The sequence below is a fragment of the Terriglobia bacterium genome (genome assembly GCA_020073495.1).
Classification (GTDB): domain Bacteria; phylum Acidobacteriota; class Terriglobia; order Terriglobales; family Acidobacteriaceae; genus JAIQFD01.
Map to the genome: position 1 here is coordinate 586,873 of JAIQFD010000001.1, position 20,046 is coordinate 606,918.

Annotated in this window: 17 protein-coding genes; 5 read left to right on the forward strand and 12 right to left on the reverse strand. The window is 63.7% G+C overall.

The window, feature by feature from the left end; genetic code table 11:
* Positions 1–49: 49 nt before the first annotated feature.
* Positions 50–433, forward strand: coding sequence for an ACT domain-containing protein (locus LAN37_02705; protein MBZ5646116.1), 384 nt, complete (start codon positions 50–52; stop codon positions 431–433).
* On the opposite strand, the gene LAN37_02710 is transcribed toward LAN37_02705, so the two are convergent.
* The 9 genes from LAN37_02710 to LAN37_02750 form a co-directional block, all read right to left on the reverse strand.
* The gene (locus tag LAN37_02710) at positions 430–1,743 is read right to left on the reverse strand and encodes a 4Fe-4S dicluster domain-containing protein (GenBank protein MBZ5646117.1); all 1,314 of its coding nucleotides are present in this window, start codon (positions 1,741–1,743) and stop codon (positions 430–432) included. The two genes, LAN37_02705 and LAN37_02710, sit on opposite strands and share 4 nt — an antisense overlap.
* Positions 1,740–3,071, reverse strand: a complete 1,332-nt coding sequence (locus tag LAN37_02715) for an FAD-binding oxidoreductase (GenBank protein ID MBZ5646118.1) — start codon at positions 3,069–3,071, stop codon at positions 1,740–1,742. Before LAN37_02715 ends, LAN37_02710 begins: the two co-directional genes overlap by 4 nt.
* Entirely contained in the window at positions 3,068–4,501 is a 1,434-nt protein-coding gene (locus tag LAN37_02720) for an FAD-binding protein (protein MBZ5646119.1), read from the reverse strand. The genes LAN37_02715 and LAN37_02720 overlap by 4 nt, the downstream gene beginning before the upstream one ends.
* A 92-nt stretch (positions 4,502–4,593) precedes the next feature.
* On the reverse strand, positions 4,594–5,022 hold the full coding sequence (locus LAN37_02725) for a CBS domain-containing protein (protein MBZ5646120.1): 429 nt from the start codon (positions 5,020–5,022) through the stop codon (positions 4,594–4,596).
* Between the two features lie 102 nt (positions 5,023–5,124).
* The gene (locus LAN37_02730) at positions 5,125–6,063 is read right to left on the reverse strand and encodes a hypothetical protein (protein ID MBZ5646121.1); all 939 of its coding nucleotides are present in this window, start codon (positions 6,061–6,063) and stop codon (positions 5,125–5,127) included.
* 183 nt (positions 6,064–6,246) lie between these two features.
* Positions 6,247–7,635, reverse strand: coding sequence for a DUF58 domain-containing protein (locus LAN37_02735; protein MBZ5646122.1), 1,389 nt, complete (start codon positions 7,633–7,635; stop codon positions 6,247–6,249).
* Between the two features lie 45 nt (positions 7,636–7,680).
* Complete coding sequence (locus LAN37_02740; GenBank protein ID MBZ5646123.1) at positions 7,681–8,310, reverse strand: DedA family protein; 630 nt, start codon at positions 8,308–8,310, stop codon at positions 7,681–7,683.
* A gap of 46 nt (positions 8,311–8,356) precedes the next feature.
* Positions 8,357–9,136 (reverse strand): alpha/beta fold hydrolase, encoded by a 780-nt coding sequence (locus tag LAN37_02745; protein ID MBZ5646124.1) that lies wholly within the window; start codon positions 9,134–9,136, stop codon positions 8,357–8,359.
* Positions 9,137–9,395: 259 nt separating this feature from the next.
* Entirely contained in the window at positions 9,396–9,632 is a 237-nt protein-coding gene (locus tag LAN37_02750) for a hypothetical protein (GenBank protein ID MBZ5646125.1), read from the reverse strand.
* A 244-nt stretch (positions 9,633–9,876) separates the two neighbouring features.
* On the opposite strand from LAN37_02750, the gene LAN37_02755 reads away from it, so the two are divergent.
* The 4 genes from LAN37_02755 (at position 9,877) to LAN37_02770 (ending at position 16,504) form a co-directional block, all read left to right on the forward strand.
* Complete coding sequence (locus LAN37_02755; GenBank protein MBZ5646126.1) at positions 9,877–12,702, forward strand: GAF domain-containing protein; 2,826 nt, start codon at positions 9,877–9,879, stop codon at positions 12,700–12,702.
* Between the two features lie 62 nt (positions 12,703–12,764).
* The gene (locus tag LAN37_02760; protein MBZ5646127.1) at positions 12,765–14,198 is read left to right on the forward strand and encodes a sigma-54 dependent transcriptional regulator; all 1,434 of its coding nucleotides are present in this window, start codon (positions 12,765–12,767) and stop codon (positions 14,196–14,198) included.
* Positions 14,199–14,877: 679 nt separating this feature from the next.
* A complete protein-coding gene (locus LAN37_02765) occupies positions 14,878–15,657 on the forward strand; it encodes an ABC transporter permease (GenBank protein ID MBZ5646128.1) in 780 nt (259 codons plus the stop codon).
* 1 nt (position 15,658) lies between these two features.
* The gene (locus LAN37_02770; GenBank protein MBZ5646129.1) at positions 15,659–16,504 is read left to right on the forward strand and encodes an ATP-binding cassette domain-containing protein; all 846 of its coding nucleotides are present in this window, start codon (positions 15,659–15,661) and stop codon (positions 16,502–16,504) included.
* A 27-nt stretch (positions 16,505–16,531) separates the two neighbouring features.
* Here LAN37_02770 and LAN37_02775 read toward each other — a convergent pair whose 3' ends face one another.
* The 3 genes from LAN37_02775 to LAN37_02785 form a co-directional block, all read right to left on the reverse strand.
* The gene (locus LAN37_02775; protein MBZ5646130.1) at positions 16,532–16,987 is read right to left on the reverse strand and encodes a hypothetical protein; all 456 of its coding nucleotides are present in this window, start codon (positions 16,985–16,987) and stop codon (positions 16,532–16,534) included.
* Positions 16,977–19,529 carry a type I DNA topoisomerase gene (gene topA / locus LAN37_02780; GenBank protein ID MBZ5646131.1) on the reverse strand — a complete coding sequence of 851 codons (2,553 nt, stop codon included), beginning with the start codon at positions 19,527–19,529 and terminating at the stop codon, positions 16,977–16,979. The genes LAN37_02775 and topA overlap by 11 nt, the downstream gene beginning before the upstream one ends.
* Positions 19,530–19,599: 70 nt before the next feature.
* On the reverse strand, positions 19,600–19,992 hold the full coding sequence (locus LAN37_02785; GenBank protein ID MBZ5646132.1) for a four helix bundle protein: 393 nt from the start codon (positions 19,990–19,992) through the stop codon (positions 19,600–19,602).
* Positions 19,993–20,046: the final 54 nt, after the last annotated feature.

The window sequence follows — 20,046 nt, forward strand, 5'->3', positions numbered from 1 at the left end:
ACTCCGGCTGCTAGCTGCCGCAGACTTCCTGCCCATTCAGGAGGGATCGATGGCACGAGTCACGCAGTTGCTGGTGCTGGCCGAGCACAAGCCGGGGACGCTGGCGCGCATCTGCTCGGAACTGGCAAAGAGAGCGGTCAACATCACGGCCATCATGGCTTCGCACGACCAGCCTGGCGGGATCCGCATGGTGGCGACGCCGGTCGGAACCGCGCGCAGGGTGCTCGATCAGCTCGGCATCCCCTACAAGGAAGAAGAGGCGATCGCCATCCGCCTGGGAGATCGCCCGGGCGCGCTGGGCAAGGTGACGCGCAAGTTGGGCGACGCCGGCATCAACATTGAGTACGCCTACGGGTCGATCGTGAAGGGCGAGAACCGCGCGCTGATCGTAATGGGCGTTTCCGACGTCGCCAAGGCGGAAAAGCTGGTCTAGTACACGCCGTCGAGCAGTTCGATGACGTGCTTCACTTCCATGCTGAGGCCGCGCTGCGCGACCCCGGCGCGGAGCTGGAGCATGCAGCCGACGTTCGCCGTGACGATGATGTCGGCCCTGGTCTCGCTCACCTCGTCCATCTTGACCGTCAGGACTTGCGACGCCAGCTCCTGCTGGGTGACGTTGTAAGTGCCGGCGCTGCCGCAGCACCAGTCGGGATGGCGCATCTCGACCAGGTCGGCGCCCGCGGCTTCCAGAAGCTCGCGCGGCGCACTGCGGACCTTCTGTCCGTGCGCAAGGTGGCACGGGTCCTGATAGGTCACGCGCTTGCCGACCTTGAAGCGCGGCGCACGGAGCCCTATTCCAGAGAGGAACTCGGCGACGTCCTTCACTTTGGCCGCGAATTGGGACGCTTTTTGTGCGTACTCCGGATCGTTTCCGAGCAGGTCGCCGTACTCCTTGAGCGTGGCGCCACAACCCGCCGCATTGGTGACGATGGCGTCGAAGTCGCCGGAGAGAAAAACGTTTACGTTACGGCGGGCATTGCGGCGCGCCTCTTCCAAGTATCCGCCGTGCGCCTGAAGAGCACCGCAGCAGCGCTGCCCTTCCGGGACGTGGACCTCGACGCCGTTCTGCCGCAGCACGCGGATGGTGGCGCGGTTCAGCTCGGAAAAAGCGACGCTGGCGATGCAGCCGCCGAGCAGCGCGACGCGGGCGCGGCGCTCGCCGATGGCGGGAAACATCATGCCGAACTCGCTGAAGAAGAAATCTCCGTCCACGGGCGGCGCGAGCTTCTCGACATCGGCCAGCCCGACCAGCTTCAGGATGCCGGTGGCGCGCACCAGCTTGTCCAGGCGCGTCCGCTGATACCAGCGGAGCAGCCGTGCCATGCGCGCGAGTTCACCGTTGTCACGCAGGACGCGGGTGTAGAAATAGCGGCGGAGTAAGCGCGCCAGCAACGGGCGGCGGTAGTTCTGCTCGATCTCGGTGCGGGCGCGCTCCAGGATGCGGCCGTAATGCACGCCGGAAGGGCAGGCGGTCTCGCAGGCGCGGCAGCCCAGGCAGCGATCGAGGTGGGTGACGAAAGAATCGGCGATCGTGAGCCGGCCTTCGTCCACCAGGAGCACCTGGTAGATGCGGCCGCGGGGAGAATCCATCTCCGTGCCCAGGATCCGATAGGTCGGGCAATGGTTCAGGCAAAGCCCGCAATGGATGCACTGCGAGTAGAGATCCCAGGTCGGACGATCGGACGAGGTGAATTGAGAGTGCTTTTCCCCGGCAGGCGCGTGGTTCACGGCGGGTGCGCTCACAGCAGGAACCTCCCGCGATTGAGGACGCCGGCGGGATCGAGCGCCTGCTTGATGGTGCGCATCATGCTGAGATCGGTGGGCGTGTCACCCCAGACATGGAAGTGGCGCTTGGCCTCGCGGGGGCAGCGCACGACGGCGGCGGAGGAATCCGCGGTCAGGCCGGAGCGAAAGGCCGAGGCCGCGTTCACGTACTGCACGGCCGCAGGCGGATCCACGGCGATGGGAATGAACGCAACCACCAGCGAGCCGATACCGCCGCGGCCCATGACGGCGGGCAGGAAGTTGTTCTCGATGCCAGCGCGCTCCGCGGAAGAAACGACCACCCCCAGCGACTCGGGCGGGACGTTGATGTTCATGAGCATCGCGTTGCGGTGACGGGCGAGCACGCTCTCCGGAAAATCGGAGACGGCGAGCCACAGCTTCTCTTCGTCCGCACCATCGAAATCCCCGACGATGTAGTGGCCGAGTTCGGTGCGGTAGCGGGCGAGCACGGCGTCGCTTCCGGCGGCGCGCAGGAGCAGACGCCAATTCTGCGACTGCATGCCGGCAACGTACTCGGAGGCGCGCGGCGACAGGAGGTCGACGGCGAGGAACGGCAGGGGCGATCTCATCAGGCGGTCGCGGAACTGGACAGCCCCGCCGCTGAGCAGGAAGTCGAGAACGAAAGTGCGCGTCTGGCGCGGCCGGGGAAAGACTTTGAAACTCGCGCCGACGATGACGCCGAGCGTGCCCCAACTGCCGATCATCAGCTTCATCAGGTCGTAGCCGGCGACGTTCTTGACCACACGGCCGCCGCCACGGCCGACCTTGCCGTCGCCGGTCACGAACTTCACACCGATGCAGAATTCGCGCACGCCGCCGTAACCGTGCTTGAGGGGACCGGAGGACGCGGCAGCCATCACGCCGCCCACGGTGCGCTCGTCGGCGTGCGGCGGATCGATGGGCAGGATCTGCCGGCGCTCGCCGACGGCGCGGAATACGTCGCCAAGCTTCGCTCCGGCGCCGACTCCGATGGTGAGGTCGGCGGGATCGTAGTGATCGATGGCGTTCAAACGGCGAGTGCTGAGGACGACGTCCACGCGCTCCGGGGTAAAACCGACCGCTTGCTCGTGCAAGGCGCCGACGGGAACGACCGTCCACTGCCGCGCCGAGGCCAGTCTCAGAACGGCGGCGATCTCTTCGGCCGAACCGGGAGAAGCCACCGCCGCGGGCAACACGCCGTCGATGGCGGCGGCGCAAACGGCGGCTTCCTGGTCGAGCACGTGGGCGTCGCCGACGATGGCGGCCAGCTCCGCGCCGAGGGCGGCGGCAGGCGAAGCGGAGCTCATGCGCGCGCTCCGGCAGGCTTGGCACGCGCGATGTTGATCTCGCCGCAACCGAGGGTCGTCGGCAGGATCTTCGCGGGGTTCAGGGTGCCTGTCGGGTTGATGGCCAGGCGCAGGCGCCCCATGATCTCCAGGTCGTCCTGAGTGAACATCAGCGGCATCATGTTCTGCTTCTCGAGGCCGACGCCGTGCTCGCCGGTGATGGAACCGCCGACATCCACGCACCACTTCAGGATGTCGTGGCTGACCAGCTTCACGCGCTCTACCTGGCCGGGATCGCGCACATCATAGAGGATGATGGGGTGCAGGTTGCCGTCGCCGGCGTGGAAGATGTTGCCGATGCGGAAGCCGTACTTCTTCCCGACCTCGTCGATAAAGCGCAGCGTAGCCGGGATCTTGGTGCGGGGCACGACGCCGTCCTGGGTGTAATAGGAATTCGAGATGCGGCCGATGGCGGCGAAGGCGTTCTTGCGGCCGGCCCAGAGCAGTTGCCGCTCCTTCTCGTTCTTGGCGATGCGGACCTCGCGTGCGTTCTGCTGGCGGCAGACCTCGCTAACCGCGGCCTCCTGCTCGGGAATCGACTCGCGCACGCCTTCCACCTCGATCAGGAGGACAGCGCCGGAATCGAGCGGGTAGCCGGCGTGGGTAGCCTCCTCGACGGTGCGCAGGGTCCAGCCGTCGAGCATCTCGAGCGCGGCCGGCGTGATGCCCTCGGCGGTGAGCGCGACGACGGTGTTGGCGGCGTCGTCCACCGTGTTGTAGATGGCGAGCATGGTGGAGACCGCTTCCGAAAGCCGCGTGAGCTTGACCGTGATGGCGGTCACGATGCCCAGCGTGCCTTCGGAGCCAACGAAGAAGCCGGTCAGGTCGTAACCGGCAGAGTCGGCAGCTTTGCCGCCGAAGTGCGCGACCCGGCCGTCGGCCAGGACCACTTCGAGGCCGGTGACATGGTTCACGGTCACGCCGTAGGCGAGGGTGTGCGGCCCGCCCGAGTTTTCGGCGACGTTACCGCCGATCGTGCAGGAGCGCTGGCTGGCCGGATCGGGGGCGAAGTAGTATCCGTCGCGCAAGACCGCGGCGCTGAGGTCGAGGTTGACCACGCCGGGCTGGACGACGGCGCGCAGATTCATAAGATCGATCTCGAGGATCTTGGTCATGCGCGAAAAGACCATGACGATACCGGCATCGCGCGAGATGGAGCCGCCGCTCAGGCCGGTCCCGGCGCCACGGGGAACGATGGAAACCTGCGCCTCGCAAGCCAGCTTGACGATGGCGGAGACGTGCGCCGTGCTCTGCGGAAAGACAACCAAGCCCGGCGTGGCGCGCGCCACCCCCGCGTCGTACTCGTAGAGCATGAGATCTTCGGCGCGGTCGAGAACCGCGTCTCGGCCCACGATCTTTCGGAGTCGCTTGGCTAGGTCAGGCAGGCGCATGGGTGGAACCAGGCGTCATTCTAGAACGGAAACTTGTGATTTGCGATTTCAGCGTGCAGGCCTGTAGCGCCTGACCTGCGATCTGCGATCGGCTACGTGGAGGAGTGGATGTAGGCCTTGAGGTGGCGCGCTTCGTCGGCCTTCTCCGCGACGTCGTGAATGAGGACGTCACGCAAAGAGATCAGGCCCCACAGCTTGTCGTTCTCGCAGATGGGCAAGTGACGGCAATTGTGCTTGGCCATCAGCGCCATGCATTCATCGATGGTGGTTTCGAGAGTCACTGTGACGGGATCCTTGGTCATGACGTCGGAGACCTTGGTGGTACGGGGATCGCGAGCTTCGGCGACGACGCGTTTCATGATGTCGCGCTCGGAAAAGATGCCGACCAGCTTCCCTTCCCGCAAGACCGGCATGGCTCCGATGTTGTGCTCGCCCATATATCGTGCGGCTTCCAAGATGGTTTGATCGGCATTCGCCGTGTAGGTCTTGCGGTCCTTGATCACGTCTTTGACCTTTGCCATCGTCTCCTCCCCAGGTAATTCGCTCGACTGACCCGCTCCATCGACGGATGGTCCCAAATTGGCGGCTGCTGCCCGACAGCGGGCAGCAGCCGGCACCCGCAGCTACTGCGTGAGGTTAAAAGCGTCGATGATCTTACTCTTGGAATCGATCAGCATGACGCGGTTACCGTACACCACCCGCTGGTAGCCCTGAGGCAGCGGCGAAAGCTGGCTCTCGCAGACCTCAGGCACGGGCTGGACCTTCTTCTGCAATCCGGGCGGCAGAGTCCCGCCACGCTGCACCTGGCGCTCCAGACCGGGAGGCAGGCTCTCGCGTTTGGCCAATCCCGGAGGGAGTTCGGACGCATGTTGAGTGAAGCAGGTGCGGATCGCGCTCGTGTCACGAGAGCCGAACGCGGTTGGAACCGCCGCCGTGTCATTGAATTCGCGGACCGGGGCCCTCGCCGCCGCGGTGCCTGGCGTCGAACTGGCGACCCTCCAGGACAGGATGGCTTCGGACTCGACCGAGGCCTCCTTCTTGCCGGTGGCCGCAGCCACGCCGGTGCCGGCCGCCGCGCCCACGCCCGCGCCGATGGCAGCACCCTTGCCGCCTCCGGCGAGGGCGCCGATGATGGCGCCCGCAGCCGCTCCGCCACCGATCTTCGTGACGTTGCTCTTGGTGTGTGACTGGCCCTTGATCTCAAACGGGTCGGTCCTCAGTTTGGTGGTGTGGGCGCTATCGGACACGGAAGTGAGCGTCAAGACCAGGATGCCCGGAGCGTTGAGACGGCCGGACCCTTTAGCGCTGACCACACGCCCGGTGACGTCCGCGCCTTTGGCGTAGAGCGTCTTGCCGCCCACCACGACAGGCTCAGTGAGAGTGCCGTGGAACACCTGCCCGGCCTGCGCGCTGGCGCTGGAGAGGTTTTCGATTACCCGCACCTGAAGCACGGTGCCGGTAGAAATCGTAGGAGAAGCAGATGAGGACTTCTTCTTCTGCTGTGCCCAGGCGCTGAGCACCAGCAGGAAACAAAGGGCGATGATGGACGCGTGCCGCTTCATCTGGGTACTCCTTAGGGTTGGCTTTCTCGCCACAGGATGGGAGGACAGACATCCGAGCGAATCCTACCCCGGGAGGGGAGGAGAGTACAAGGGCAGGAGCTTGAGCGTGGTCCGCGCCAGACCTTGGGCTCGCTCAGGAGGACGCCCGCGGGCAAACGCCTGGCTCACGCCCGCGAAACGGCGTCATTCTTGTTCCATGAAGATGAAGTACGACGAAGCCCAGAGCTGGGTGGGAATGCTGCCTCGGGCCCGCGAGGTGACCACCACGTTGTAGTCGTCGGTCACTTGAAGGTTGTCGAGCACAGAGCGCCCTTCGGCCGGTTGCACCAGGGCGAGATAGCGCAAGAACTCATACACATCCGAGTTGGCAAAGCCGGGAGCGACGAAGGAGAGGTCGGCGGGTTCAGCGGCGAAGTGCCAACCCAGGGAGGCGGCCAGCGCGACCGCCGATTCATAGGCCTTGCTGGGAACGATGCCGGGCGCGGGGTTGTCGAAGACGATGCGCAGCTTGCGCTCGTCCTCGCGGGTGAACTCGCGCACCTTCAGGGTCATGGACTTGGCGGTCGCCTTCCAGTCCACGTGGCGGGCGGAATCCTCGGGCATGTGGTCGCGGATGAGGTACAGGTCGTGGCCGCGGCCGCGAATGAAGGCTTCGAATTCTCCCGTGATCATGGGCAGCACCTCGAAGAATTCGTCCGTCGGCTCGACCGAGGGATACGCGATGACTTCGCGCGCCAGCTCGATTCGGCGCGTCTTGGTCAGGAAGGCGAAGGGAAAACGGGTGGCGACGCCGAAGCCTTCCTGGCGATAGCGCCCGCGCCGGTCGAACTTGAGCTGAACATCGGCAGCGACGGCGGCGCGCGGCGGCAGGAAGGGAAAATACACCGTCCCGCTAAAGATGGAGGACTCGGGCGCGGAGACGGTCACAAACTGGAGCCAGATATCGGGCCAGTGGATCCACTGCTCCTCCCGCGGGCGGTTGGGGGGAAAGGAAAAGACGGAATGACGCCAGCGCCAGTGCCGGCCGGCCTGTTGCCTGGGGGGAACGATGCTGACAGAGAACGAGGGCACGCGGCGGCGCGTATTGCGCAGGGTCAGGCGCCCCATCACGGAGTTGCCGGCAAACAGGTGGTCGGGGATGGAGGCGTCCATCTCCAGCCCGCGCAGCACTCCCGCCGAGGCCACGCCGGATACCAGGATGGCGGCGAGCATTGCCGAGACGATGATGAACAGCAGGTTGTTGCCGGTATTGAGGGCGGCGATGCCGATCACCAGCACCAGGACCATGTACACGACGCCCTGGCGGGTGACGTCGTAGTCGAAGGCATCGCGCACGCGGGTGATGGCTACGCGCCGCGCCAGGTACGGGACCGTCGTGATGGCCACCACACCCGCCACCAACAGGGCGGAAGAGGCCAGGATGGCCGTGGCCCAGAGATTTCCCGATCGCCGGGCGACGGTGGAAAAGACGGCGGCGGCAAAGGCCAGCGACAGGCCTCCCAGGGCCACGAAGAAGCGGATCCAGACCTCGCGCTCGAAGCCGGAGAACAAAGATTTGATCGCCTCGCGCATCGCCTTAGCCTGAGCCTAGCACCGGCGTGCGGGGGTTTCCAGTTGTCAGCCGGCGGAACGGTCGTCCTCGGCGGCAAGGCGGCGGCGGTGGCGCCACCACAAGACCACGACCAGGACAGCAACGAAGATCAGCACGCCCAAGTTCACGTGTTTGAGGACGCGCACCAGTTCCTCCCATTCGCTGCCAAAGAAATATCCGACGCAGGCGATGACCGTCACCCAGGTCGCGGCGCCGAGAAAGTTGAAGAGCGCGAACTGCTTCCAGGGCATGCGCAGAACCCCCGCCAGCGGCCCGGCGATGATGCGCATACCGAAAACGAATCGGGCGAAAAAGATGGTCACGCTGCCGTGGCGAGAGAACAGCCGCTCCCCGCGGCGGATGGTGCGGTCGGGGATGTGGAAGATGTGCTTGTAGCGCTCCAGCAGAGGACGGCCGCCGCGGTGACCGATGGCGTAGCCGATGTTGTCGCCCAGGGTGCAGGCGATGGTCCCCACCAGGATGATGTACGGCAGGCGCAGTTCCTGCTCGTCGTAGGCGAGGAAACTGGCAAAGAGCAGGATGGTCTCGCCGGGCACGGGCAGGCCCGCGTTCTCCAGGAGCAGGGCGAGGACGACCGTCCAGTAGCCCCACTGCTCGAAGTGACTGCGCAGGACCTCGAAGAGCCATTGCGCCATAAGGGGTGGGGACAAGAGTACAGGGCAGGCGGCGCGGGCGGAAGTGTCAGCGTGTTAGAAAGTCGAGAACGGCGCGGTTGAAGGCGTCGGGGATTTCCTCGTAGGTCAGGTGACCGGCGCCGTCGAAGATCACGAGTTCGGCGCGGCGGAACTGCGCTTGCAGGGTAGGGGCCGAGGCGAAGGACACCGGGACATCGCGCGTGCCCCAAAGCAGCAGAGTGGGGATGTCGGCGATCGTCGGCAGGATGCGGCGCACTTCCTCCAGACCGGCATTCCAGCCATCGAGGATGCGCAGCACATGATCCGTAGTACCGGGAATGGCGATGGGTGCGGAGTAGCCTTCCAGCGTGCCGGGTGAGATACGGGCGGGGTCTCCATACATGCGGCGCAGCTGGAAGTTGCGAAAGCTACGGCTGCGCACCAGATGCGGAACGAGGAAACGCGCGGGCACGCTGGCGAGGAACGGCGCGAGGCGGCGCCCGTAGGATGACCAGGGATTGGCGGGCGCGGGCAAAACAAGCCGCCGCACGCGCCTGGGGTCGAGCGCGGCGAGCATCATGGCCACGGCGCCACCGTGCGAAGTGCCCAGCAGGTCGAACTCGCGGATGCCGAGCTGATCGAGAAAATGGGCCATGCGCTCCGCTGTGGCGCGCAAGGAGCAGTCCAGGACCGCCCGGTCGGAGAAACCCGTGCCCGGCAGATCGACCGCATAGACGGTCGCGTGCCGGGCAAACTCGGCGAGATTGAAGCGCCACGAAAACGAGTAGCCGAGCAAGCCGTGGATGAGCAGGAGAGGACGTCCGCTGCCCGCGCACAGGTAGCGCATTCGGTGGCCAGGGAGAGAGGCCCAACACTCTTCGACGGCTTGGATCGGAGGCGGCGGACTGGGCGATCGGATCATCGGGGCAACGGGTCATCAGCTCAGCAAAACTCCTAAGTCAAATGACCCGATGACCCGGCAATCAATTGACCCGATCCGATTGGGCAACCGCAGCAGCAGTTCCAACCTCTAAGCCAGTGTATCGCCTCTGTTGCTTCTGTTCGGGGGAGCTTTGATGCTCCCCCATTTTTGCAAGCCCATGACTCTAGTCGTCTTCGACCCAGCGGCAGCTGATCTCGCCGCTGCGCATCTCGCCCATGATCTTTTCCGCGATGCGGTCGAGCTCTCCGATGGGGTGCTTCTCCCCCTCGTAGTAGACAGCAGGAGGAGAGGCAAAGGGCTCCGCCCAGACTTCGTAAGCGCCGCCGCCGGTCGAGATCTCCAGGTAGTCGCCTTCGCGCAGGCGGCGCTTCAACTCTTCCAGGTTCAGGTCGCTAGACACGGGCGAATTCTATCAACCGAAAGAGAGCTTGGGCAGGTTCCAAGTTCCACAGCGAATCCATATTTTAGGAGGGCAATTCCAAAATCTGTATTAGCTGCGCACGAGTTCGCATATAATTACGTAACTTACGGTATATCCTAAGGTTACCGGCACACCGATGGCGCCAGTGGTGGTAAACGACGTGCTCTTGCAGGAGACGGCGGAGCCTGCCCATCCGAGGCATCCGCGTGCCCCGCAGGGCCCGATGACCAAGGAATTTCGAGTCCGTTTCTCCGCCATCCTGCTGGCGATTATCACGCTCGCAGCGGCGATCTTCGCCGCCATCAACTTCGAAAAAGAGCGAGACTTCCAGACCCCCTACGACGGCGTGTGGTGGGTGGAGCACGAGGGCTGGCTGCGAGCCGAGCGGGTGGATCCCGGAGGCCCCGCGCAGCGGGCCGGCATCAAGGTCGGCGACGAACTGACGGCCATCAACAATCACACCGTGTCCAGCACGGTGCAACTGGTGCGCCAGATGTACAAAACGGGGGTCTGGAACCAGGCCACGTACTCGCTGGTGCGCCAGGATGTCCCCCTGGAAGTGCCCATCATCCTGGTGCCCACCGATAAATCGCTGAACGCGGGCCTGCGGCTGATCGCGCTCATCTACCTGGGCATTGGGCTGTACGTACTGCTGCGACGGTGGACCGCGCCGAAGTCGATGCACTTCTACGGCTTCTGCCTGGTCTCGTTCATTTTCTATTCCTTCAAGTACACGGGGAAGCTGAACCAGTTCGACGAGATCATCTACTGGACCAACGTGGCTGCCTGGCTGCTGCAACCCGCGCTGTTCCTGCATTTCGCGCTGACTTTCCCCGAGCCCAAGGAGTTCCTGCGCAAGCGGGCTTGGCTGATCCCCTTCGTGTACGTCCCCGGGATCCTGCTGGGCGCGCTGCACGTGTGGGTGCTGCGCACGCATCCGGCAAGCGAGATGCTGCGCTGGAACCTGGACCGCGTGCAGATGCTGTACCTCGCGCTGCTGTTCTGCGGTGCAGCCGCCATTTTCTGGCACACCTACCGGCGGGTGAGCATGCCCATCGTGCGCCAGCAGATGAAGTGGGTGACGCGAGGCACCATTCTGGCCATCGCTCCGTTCACGCTGTTCTATGTGCTGCCCTATCTGAACGGTGCAGTGCCGACGCAAGCCATGAAGATCAGCGTGCTGTCGCTGGTCTTCCTGCCGCTGACCTTCGGCTACGCCATCGTGCGCTACCGCCTGATGGATGTGGACATCATTTTCAAGCGCGGCATGGCGTACACGCTGGCCACGGCGGCGATCGTGGGCGTGTACTTCGGCGCGGTGGGCCTGACGGCGGAACTGATCCGCAAGAACGTGCCCAGCGCCGGTCCGGCGGGCCTGATCGCGGCCATCATCATCACCGCCCTCCTGTTCGATCCGATCAAGAACTGGATCCAGGAGCGCATGGACAGGGCCTTCTACAAGAAGCGCTACGACTACCGGCGGACGCTGATCGAATTCGGGCGCGAACTGAGCTCCGAGACCGATCTGGACAAGATGCTGACCTCGGTGATCGACCGCCTGTCGCGCACCCTGCTGGTGGACCGGGTGGCCATATTCCTGGCGACGGGCGAGACCCCGGAGCGTTTCACGCTGGCCAAGTCATTCGGCATTTCCGAGGTCGGCGACCTCGACCTCAGCTTCCTGACGGAGCAACGCGCCGAGTTCGCCTCGGCACACCTGTTCTTCGACAACACGGCCGCGGTGGTGCGCGAGACGGGGTCGGTCCAGTTCACCATCCGGCTCCTGGACCTGAACTACTACCTCCCGTGCACGGTGCAGAACCGGATCATCGCGGCGCTCGGGCTGGGCAAGACCATGGAAGGCGATTTCCTCTCCAGCGAGGACGTGGAATTGCTGGAGGCGCTGGCGGGATACATCGGCATCGCCATCCAGAACGCGCGCCTGTACGAGTCGCTGGAGCAGAAGGTGAGCGAGTACGAACGCCTCAAGGAGTTCAACGAGAACATCGTCGAGTCCATCAGCGTGGGGGTGCTGGCGGTGGACCTGGAGGACCGAGTCGAGTCGTGGAACTCGCAGATGGAGGTGATGTACGCGATGTCCCGGTCGGAGGCGCTGGGACGGAGGATCGCGGACGTGTTCGCCCCCAGCTTCGTGGAGGAGTTCTACCGGTTCCGGCAGAGCGCCGGCATCCACAACCTGTACAAGTTCCGGCTGGAAACGCCCGCGGGAGAGCCGCGCGTCACCAACATCGCCATCGCGCCGCTGGTCAGCAAGAGGTTCCAGGTGATCGGGCGCCTGATCATCGTAGACGACATCACGGAACGCATCGGGCTGGAGTCGCAACTGGCGCAGGCGGAGAAGATGTCGTCGATCGGCCTGCTGGCCGCGGGCGTGGCCCACGAGGTGAACACGCCGCTGGCGGTCATAAGTTCCTACGCGCAGATGCTGGCGAAGCAGCTGCATGGTGAGCAGAAGAAGTCGGAACTGCTGGAGAAGATCACGCGGCAGACGTTCCGCGCCTCGGAGATCGTGAACAACCTGCTCAACTTCTCGCGCACCAGCGGCACCGAGTTCAGCGACATCGACATCAACAAGATCATCACCGACACGCTGGCGTTGCTCGATCACCAGATGAAGACCACGCGGGTCAAGGTGCAGGCGGATCTGGCCTCGGAACTTCCTCGCATCCATGGGAACGCCGGGAAGCTGCAACAAGTGTTCCTCAACCTGTTCCTGAACGCCAAGGACGCGATGGTGGGCGGCGGCACGCTGGCGGTGACGACCTCCAACGGGAGTGGCGTGCTGGTGACGGTGACGGATACGGGAACGGGGATCGCGCCCGAGCACATCCAGCGTATCTACGACCCGTTCTTCACCACCAAGAACAATCCCCGCGACGGGCAGGCCCGCGGCACCGGCCTGGGGCTGTCGGTCACCTACGGCATCATCCAGGAACACGCGGGGAAGATCCGCGTGGAGAGCCGCCCCGGACAGGGCACGACGTTCTATCTGGAATTCCCCATGGTAAGGAAGGCGGTCAATGTCTGAAGTTGAGGCGATTCGCGGGCGTCTGAGCCCGCAGCCGAAATCCCCAGTGCAACGAGGGACCCATGTCTGAAGCAGCCGTTCTGCCCCGCAAGACGAAAATCGAAGAAGAGGCGGCCGCGCCCAGCATCCTGATCATCGACGACGAAGCGGCCATCCGCGAATCGCTGGAGACGCTGCTGGGGTTGGAAAACTACTCGGTGGAGAGCGCCGAGAGCGGGGAGGAGGGCCTGGCGAAGATGGCGGGCCAGCCTTTCGACCTGGTGCTGCTGGATTTCGCGCTGCCGGACCGCAACGGCCTCGAAGTGCTGAAGGAGATCCGCGACCGGGATCCACAAATGGCGGTTGTCATGATCACGGCCTACGGAACAGTGGAGAACGCCGTCAACGCCATGCAGGCCGGGGCGGTCAACTTCATCCAGAAGCCGTGGGACAACGAGAAACTGCTGGCGGACGTCCGCGTCACCGTCGGCCGCAAGCGCGCCGAAGAGGAGATCATCCAGCTCAAGCGCGCCCTGAAACAGCGCTACAACTTCGAGAACATCGTGGGCCGGAGCGAGGTCATGCTGCGCGTCTTCGACCTGGTGGCGCAGGTGGCGCCGAGCCGCTCGACCGTGCTGATCCAGGGCGAGAGCGGCACGGGCAAGGAGCTGATCGCGAAGGCGATCCACATGAACTCGCCGCGCAAGGACCGCGCCTTCGTGCCGGTCAACGCGGGTTCCACGCCGGCGGATCTGCTCGAGTCCACGCTCTTCGGACACGTCAAAGGCGCGTTCACCAGCGCGGTCGCCTCCAAGAAGGGGCTCTTCGAAGTGGCCAACGGGGGCACCATCTTCCTGGACGAGATCGGCACCATGAGCCTGGACACCCAGGCCAAGATCCTGCGCGTTCTTCAGGACAGGAAGTTCATGCATTTGGGCGGTGTGCAGGAAGTCCAGGTGGACGTGCGCGTGCTCGCGGCCACGAATCTGGACTTGCGCCAGGCGGTCCAGGAAGGCAAGTTCCGCGAGGACCTGTATTACCGTCTCAATGTCATCACGGTCGAACTGCCCCCGCTGCGCCGGCGCCCCGAAGACGTCCCCCAGCTGGTGCAGCACTTCCTCAAGAAATTCTGCGCGGATAACGACAAGCCGGAGCTCAAAATCGCGCCCGAGGCCCTGCGTGCGCTGCTCGACTACGGCTGGCCGGGGAACGTGCGCGAGCTGGAGAACGTGATCGAGCGGGCAGTGGTGCTGGCATCGGGGCCGGTGGTCACCTCCGACCTTCTGCCGGCGGGCATCACCGGGCGGGGGATCGCCGCGCCGGCCTTCGAGGGTCGGCCGGAGGCTTCGCTGTTCGACATCATGGAGGAGTGCGAGCGGCGCATCATCGTGGATATGCTCGACAAGTGCAATTGGAACCAGACGGAGGCGGCGGAGCGCTTTCATATCCCGCTCTCCACTCTCAATCAGAAGATCAAGCGGCTGAACATCGAGATCAAACGCAAGGGACGCGACTAGCTGGGTTCCGGGCTACCAGGGCCTCTCGCCGGAAGGTGAGGGGCCTTTTCATTTGTGATTTGCGAGTCGTGATTTCTGATCGGGGCATGAAAGCTACGATCGATGTTGTGCTGCTATGCATATCGGACTGGACGCAGGGCAAGGCGCCGCGGCCAGAAGACGTCGCGACCGTCGATGGAGTGGTCAAGGCATCTTACGAGGTGGTCTCCGGGCCGGCGGGCCAGCCGCGCGATTGGGACCGGGACCGCACGCTCTACGTTCCCGGCGTGAAGTTTGTGGCCATGGGCGAGAAGGACGGCAAGCCGGTGGCCGAGGTGATGCCCGCGAACAGTACGTGGCGCGCACCCGTGACTGGCTGGCGAAGAAGGGCTTCTTCGAGCAGGAGGTCCATCGCGAGACACGCCGCTTCGGCAACATCGCGCATATCTGGAGCACGTAGGAGAGCCGCGAGAAGCCGGACGGCCCAGTGATCGGCCGGGGCATCAACAGCCTGGACCTCTACTGGGACGGCACGCGGTGGTGGGTGGCAGCGGAGGTGTGGAACAGCGAGCGGAAGGATAACCCCATCGCGAAGGAATACCTGCCCTAGAAGATGTCAAGACTCGCTTTGCAGGCTGGACATCAACGGAAATTGGCGGCTGACCAAAACCCGCCCGCTCTGTTATAGTGCGGCCTTCCCATGGAACTCCTGTCGCCCATCGATTATGCCAAGCAGACGGTGCTGGCGGTGCAGAACTATTCCCTGCTGGCATGGCGGTCGATCGCCAACGTCTTCGGACATCCAAGATACGTGGCGGACACGTTGATGCAGGCCGACCTGATCGGCGTGGGCTCGCTGCCCATCGTAGTGCTGACGGGCTTCTTCACCGGCGCGGTGCTGGCGCTGCAGGGGGCCAATACGTTGCAGCGGTTCGGCAGCCTCTCGCTGATCGGCCAACTGGTGTCGCTCTCCATGGTGCGCGAACTGGGGCCGGTGCTGACCGGACTGATGGTGTCGGGTCGGAACTCGTCGGGCATGGCCAGCGAGCTCGGGTCGATGAAGGTGACCGAGCAGATCGACGCCATGCGCGCCCTGGGCACCGATCCGAGCCGCAAGCTGGTGACGCCGCGCGTCATGGCCACCGTCTTCATGCTCTTCTTCCTGACCATCATCAGCGACCTGGTGGGATTGACGGGCGGATTCATGGTGGCGTACTTCATGCTGGGACTCGATCCGAATCAGTATTGGTCGCAGGCTTGGCAAAACCTGGTGTTCGCCGACGTGCTCATGGGATTGGTCAAGCCGGTGTTCTTCGGGTTCATCATCTCCAGCGTGGGCTGCTATTACGGGCTCTCAACCACCGGCGGAACGCAGGGCGTTGGCCGGTCCACGACGCAGGCCGTGGTGGCGGCTTCCGTGATGATCCTGATCCTCGACTTCTTCGTCACCCGCGTGCTGATGGTCTTCTTCCCCCACTGATATGGCCGAACTGCTGACCAACCAGGAAGCGGCCGGCGCCGGTCAGCCGACCCACCACAAGGCCGTCGTCTTCGACGACGTGGCGATCGAATTCGAAGGGAATCAGGTGCTGGACGGCGTGTCCTTCGAAGTGGCACGGGGCGAGACCAAGGCGGTGTTCGGCGTGGCGGGTGTGGGCAAGTCCACCATCCTCAAGCTCGCTCTGGGCCTGATGAAGCCCGATCGCGGCCACATCTACGTGCTCGGCTACGACGTCACGCAGATGAAGGAGCGGGAACTCTTCGAGCTGCGGCGCAAGGTCGGGATGGTGTTCCAGGAAAGCGCGCTCTTCGATTCCCTGACCGTCAGGGAGAATGTGGCATTCCGGCTGATCGAGGAAGGCGAGGCTCCCGAGGACGAGATCGAGAGGAGAGTGAAAGAGGCGTTGCGGTTCGTCGAGCTGGAACACACGGTGAACATGTTTCCGGCGGAACTCTCGGGGGGCATGCGGCGACGTGTGGCCATCGCCCGCGCCATCATCACCCAGCCCGAGGTCCTCTTCTACGATTCGCCGACCGGCGGTCTCGACCCGATCACGTCCACGACCATTGTCGAGCTCCTGGTGAAGCAGCGCGACGTGTACAAAACCACCGCCCTGCTCGTGACCCACCGCCTGCAGGACGCCTTCACCATGGCGACGCACTACTTTGATACGGAGAAGAACGAGATGCGTCCGCTGGCATTCAAGAGCACGCGCGACGTGCACACCAGCTTCCTCCTGTTGAAGGAATGCAAGGTGATCTTCGACGGCACGGCGCAGGATCTGAGCCAGACAAGAGACGAGTACATCAAGGAATACATCTCCTGAAGCGCCGTTGGTCTTCGGCTTCGGGGGCTACTTCGCGGCCTTGGCCAGCATGCGCTGGCGGAAGGCGGCGATGCGCTCCTGGAGGCGCGCAGTGCGTTCCCGGGTCTCCGGAGTCGCCTCGGCCACCTTTTCGACGTTAGCCAGGAACTCCGGCGACTGGAATTCCTGTCGCAGCGGCTGGATGAACGGCTTCAGCTTGGCGTAGATGAAATACATCTCTCCGGAGCTGTCGAAGAACAGATCGGCGTTCAGGACGCCGCGGACCACGAACGACGCCGCCATATCCCAGTATCCGAGCACCTGCCGGTACCAGTTGTTCTCCTGGCTGGGAAAGGCCATCAGGATGCGGCGGAGATCGTCCACAGAATTGGGCCAGAACTCGCCCATGATCCAGTTGCGGGCTTTGCGCATCTCGGCCTCGCGGCGGAGATCGTAGAGCTGCATGATGATCTGGGCATCGGTGGAAGTGGGGTCAGTCGGCATTCGAAGCCTCCGGGTGGCTGGTCTCTATCCGCGCCGGCAACATCTCCGGCGGCGCAGGGCGGGAATAATCGCACTGCACCGTGGATTCCGGTTCCGGCTTGCGACGCCGGCGCGTTTTTTCCTCGCCACCCCTATTGTTCGGACAGGAAATCACCGGGCCTGATTTGAGATTCTTCAGCACCAGATACGCAGAGCCGCACTTGGGACACGGTTCCTCGAGCGGCTTGTGCGCCGACGTGAACTTGCACTTTGGATAGCGGTCGCATCCGAAGAAGGTCGTGCCAAAGCGCGATTTTTTCTCCGCCAGTTCGCCCTTCTTGCATACAGGGCACTTCATCCCGATGAAGTTCTGCTTGACCCACTTGCAGTCCGGGTAGCCGCTGCAGGTGGTGAACTCACCGTAGCGCCCATGGCGCAGGATGAGGTTGCGCCCGCACTGCGGGCACTTCTCGTCGAGCGGGATATCCGGGACCTTCTTGCCCTGGTCGAGGCGGCGGGTGGTCTTGCAATCCGGATAGCCGGTGCAGGCCATGAACTGGCCAAAACGCCCGCGCTTGAGCACCATCACGCGGCCGCAGTTCTCACAGTACTCCTCCTGCGTGGTCTCCTGTATGTCGGCCGAGTCGAGGTCCGGCAGGTCGATGGGGTTCTCTTTGGTGAAGGTGCAGGTGTTGGGGTCGTCCTTGTCGTACGAGCTGCAGGCGTAGAAGGAGCCGTGCTTGCCCCACTTGATGACCAAAGGCGAGCCGCAGCGCTCGCACTTCTCGTCCGTGGGCTTCTCCATACGCTTGATGTTCTCCATGTGCTTGGCGGCGTATCGGAGGTCCTTCTCGAATTTCTTGTAGAACTCTCGCAGGGCGTCGGTCCACTTCTCCTTGCCTTCCTCGATCTCGTCCAGTTCTTCTTCGAGACGCGCGGTGTAGCTGACGTCGAAGATGTCCTTGAAGTTCTCGACCAGCAGGTCGGTGACCACCAGGCCGATCTCGGTGGGCACGAATTTGCCGCCGATCTTCTGCACGTACTGCCGCTCCTGGATGGTGGACAGGATGGTCGCATAGGTGGACGGGCGGCCGATCCCGCGCTCTTCCAGCTCCTTGACCAGCGAGGCTTCGTTGTAGCGCGGCGGAGGCTCGGTGAAGTGCTGCTCCGGCTTGAGCGATTTGAGCGTGAGCTTCTGGCCGGCCTCGAGCGCAGGCAGCTTGTGCTTGAGCGCCTCGTCCTCTTCGTCCTTCCCTTCCTTGGCCTCCTCGTAAACCTTCAGGAAACCGTCGAACTTGAGCACGGACCCGGTGACGCGGAACGGGAAGCTATCGCCATTGGAACGCGCCTCGATGTCCACGCTGGTCTGGTCGAACACCGCGGGATTTATCTGCGAAGCCACGAAGCGCTGCCAGATCAGCTTGTAGAGCTTGTACTCGTCCTCTTTCAGGTACTGCTTGATCGAATCCGGCGTGCGCCCCACCGAGGTCGGACGGATGGCTTCGTGTGCGGCCTGCGCTTCCTTGCGCTGCTTGTAGACATTCGCCGTTTCGGGCAGGTACTGTGGCCCGAATTCGCCGGTGATGTATCCGCGAACTTCGCCGATGGCATCCTTGGAGACCGCGGTGGAGTCGGTACGCATGTAGGTGATGAGGCCGACGGAACCTTCTTCGCCGAGCTCGGCGCCTTCGTAAAGCCGCTGGGCGATCATCATGGTGCGCTTGACGCTGAAGCGGAGCTTGCGCGAGGCGTCCTGCTGGAGCTTGCTGGTGGTGAAGGGCGGAGTCGCGCTGCGCCGCCGCTCTTTCTTCTCGACATTGGTGACGACCCACTGCGCCCGCTCCAGGGCGGCCTGGATCCGCTTGGCTTCTTCCTCGTTCGGGACCAGGTTCTTGTCGGGATTGGCGCCGATCAGGTAGGCGTCGAACGCCGGCGGCTTGCCCGAGCTCAGGTGCGCATCGAGCGTCCAGTATTCTTTCTTCTGGAAGGCCTTGATCTCGCGGTCGCGGTCGACGATGAGCCGCAGCGCCACGGTCTGCACGCGGCCGGCGGAGAGACCGCGACGCACTTTGTCCCACAGCAGCGGCGAGACTTGGTACCCGACCAGGCGATCGAGCACGCGGCGCGTCTGCTGCGCGTCCACCAGATTGCGGTCGATCTCCCGAGGGTGCTCGAACGCCTCCCGGACCGCCTTCTGGGTGATCTCGTTGAAGGTGACGCGGTAGACGGGGATGCCGTTCTTCTTTTTTCCCTTGGCGCCGTTTCCGGCCAGCTCTTCGGCCAGGTGCGCGGCGATGGCCTCGCCCTCGCGGTCCGGGTCGGGGGCCAGATAGATCGCCGAGGCGGTCTTCGCCTTCTTCCTTAGATTGGCGAGGACCTTTTCCTTGCCGGGAATGACCACGTAGTCGGTCGCGAAGTCATTCTTGATGTCCACACCAAGGATGCTCTTGGGCAGGTCCTTGACGTGGCCCAGCGAGGCTTCGACCTCGTAGTCCTTCCCGAGATATTTGTTGATCGTCTTCGCCTTAGCGGGCGATTCGACGATGACGAGTGCTTTAGCCAAAACTACTCCCTGGGTTTACCCCCGGATTGAAACTAGCATGAATGAGCTTCTAGCTGCTAGCCACTAGCTCCTAGCCAGCCCCGACGCGAGCGGAAACATTACGCTGGGACGATGGCTCCAGCACCTGGACCAAGGACGTCAACATACGCTCGACTTCTGTTACTTTGGCTTCAAGCCGCTTGTAATCAGCCTCTGACAACAGCGCCAGATCTCGCGCGAGTATCAGGTGGTATTCGGTCTCGCTGGCCGACCCACGAGCGATCTGGACGAACCGCTTGAATTCTCGATCCGATCTGCGGCCACATCCTTCGACGATATTCGCGCCGATGGAGGCCGCGGAGCGCCGGATTTGGCTCGTGAGAGCATAAATCTCCCGCTTCGGAAATTTCTCGGTGATCCGATAGATATCGAGAGTCAGATCGTGGGCTTTGTGCCAGACTTTCAGGTCCTTGAAGTCCTTCATCGCAACTCCGCCCCACATCCACTTGGGTCCAGGTGGCTAGTAGCTAGAAGCTAG

Coding starts and splice junctions, on each gene's coding strand:
- LAN37_02705 (MBZ5646116.1), top strand. CDS start 50: ATGGCACGAGTCACGCAGTTGCTGGTGCTGGCCGAGCACAAGCCGGGG.
- LAN37_02715 (MBZ5646118.1), bottom strand. CDS start 3,071: ATGAGCTCCGCTTCGCCTGCCGCCGCCCTCGGCGCGGAGCTGGCCGCC.
- LAN37_02720 (MBZ5646119.1), bottom strand. CDS start 4,501: ATGCGCCTGCCTGACCTAGCCAAGCGACTCCGAAAGATCGTGGGCCGA.
- LAN37_02725 (MBZ5646120.1), bottom strand. CDS start 5,022: ATGGCAAAGGTCAAAGACGTGATCAAGGACCGCAAGACCTACACGGCG.
- LAN37_02730 (MBZ5646121.1), bottom strand. CDS start 6,063: ATGAAGCGGCACGCGTCCATCATCGCCCTTTGTTTCCTGCTGGTGCTC.
- LAN37_02735 (MBZ5646122.1), bottom strand. CDS start 7,635: ATGCGCGAGGCGATCAAATCTTTGTTCTCCGGCTTCGAGCGCGAGGTC.
- LAN37_02740 (MBZ5646123.1), bottom strand. CDS start 8,310: ATGGCGCAATGGCTCTTCGAGGTCCTGCGCAGTCACTTCGAGCAGTGG.
- LAN37_02745 (MBZ5646124.1), bottom strand. CDS start 9,136: ATGCGCTACCTGTGCGCGGGCAGCGGACGTCCTCTCCTGCTCATCCAC.
- LAN37_02755 (MBZ5646126.1), top strand. CDS start 9,877: ATGACCAAGGAATTTCGAGTCCGTTTCTCCGCCATCCTGCTGGCGATT.
- LAN37_02760 (MBZ5646127.1), top strand. CDS start 12,765: ATGTCTGAAGCAGCCGTTCTGCCCCGCAAGACGAAAATCGAAGAAGAG.
- LAN37_02765 (MBZ5646128.1), top strand. CDS start 14,878: ATGGAACTCCTGTCGCCCATCGATTATGCCAAGCAGACGGTGCTGGCG.
- LAN37_02770 (MBZ5646129.1), top strand. CDS start 15,659: ATGGCCGAACTGCTGACCAACCAGGAAGCGGCCGGCGCCGGTCAGCCG.
- LAN37_02775 (MBZ5646130.1), bottom strand. CDS start 16,987: ATGCCGACTGACCCCACTTCCACCGATGCCCAGATCATCATGCAGCTC.
- LAN37_02785 (MBZ5646132.1), bottom strand. CDS start 19,992: ATGAAGGACTTCAAGGACCTGAAAGTCTGGCACAAAGCCCACGATCTG.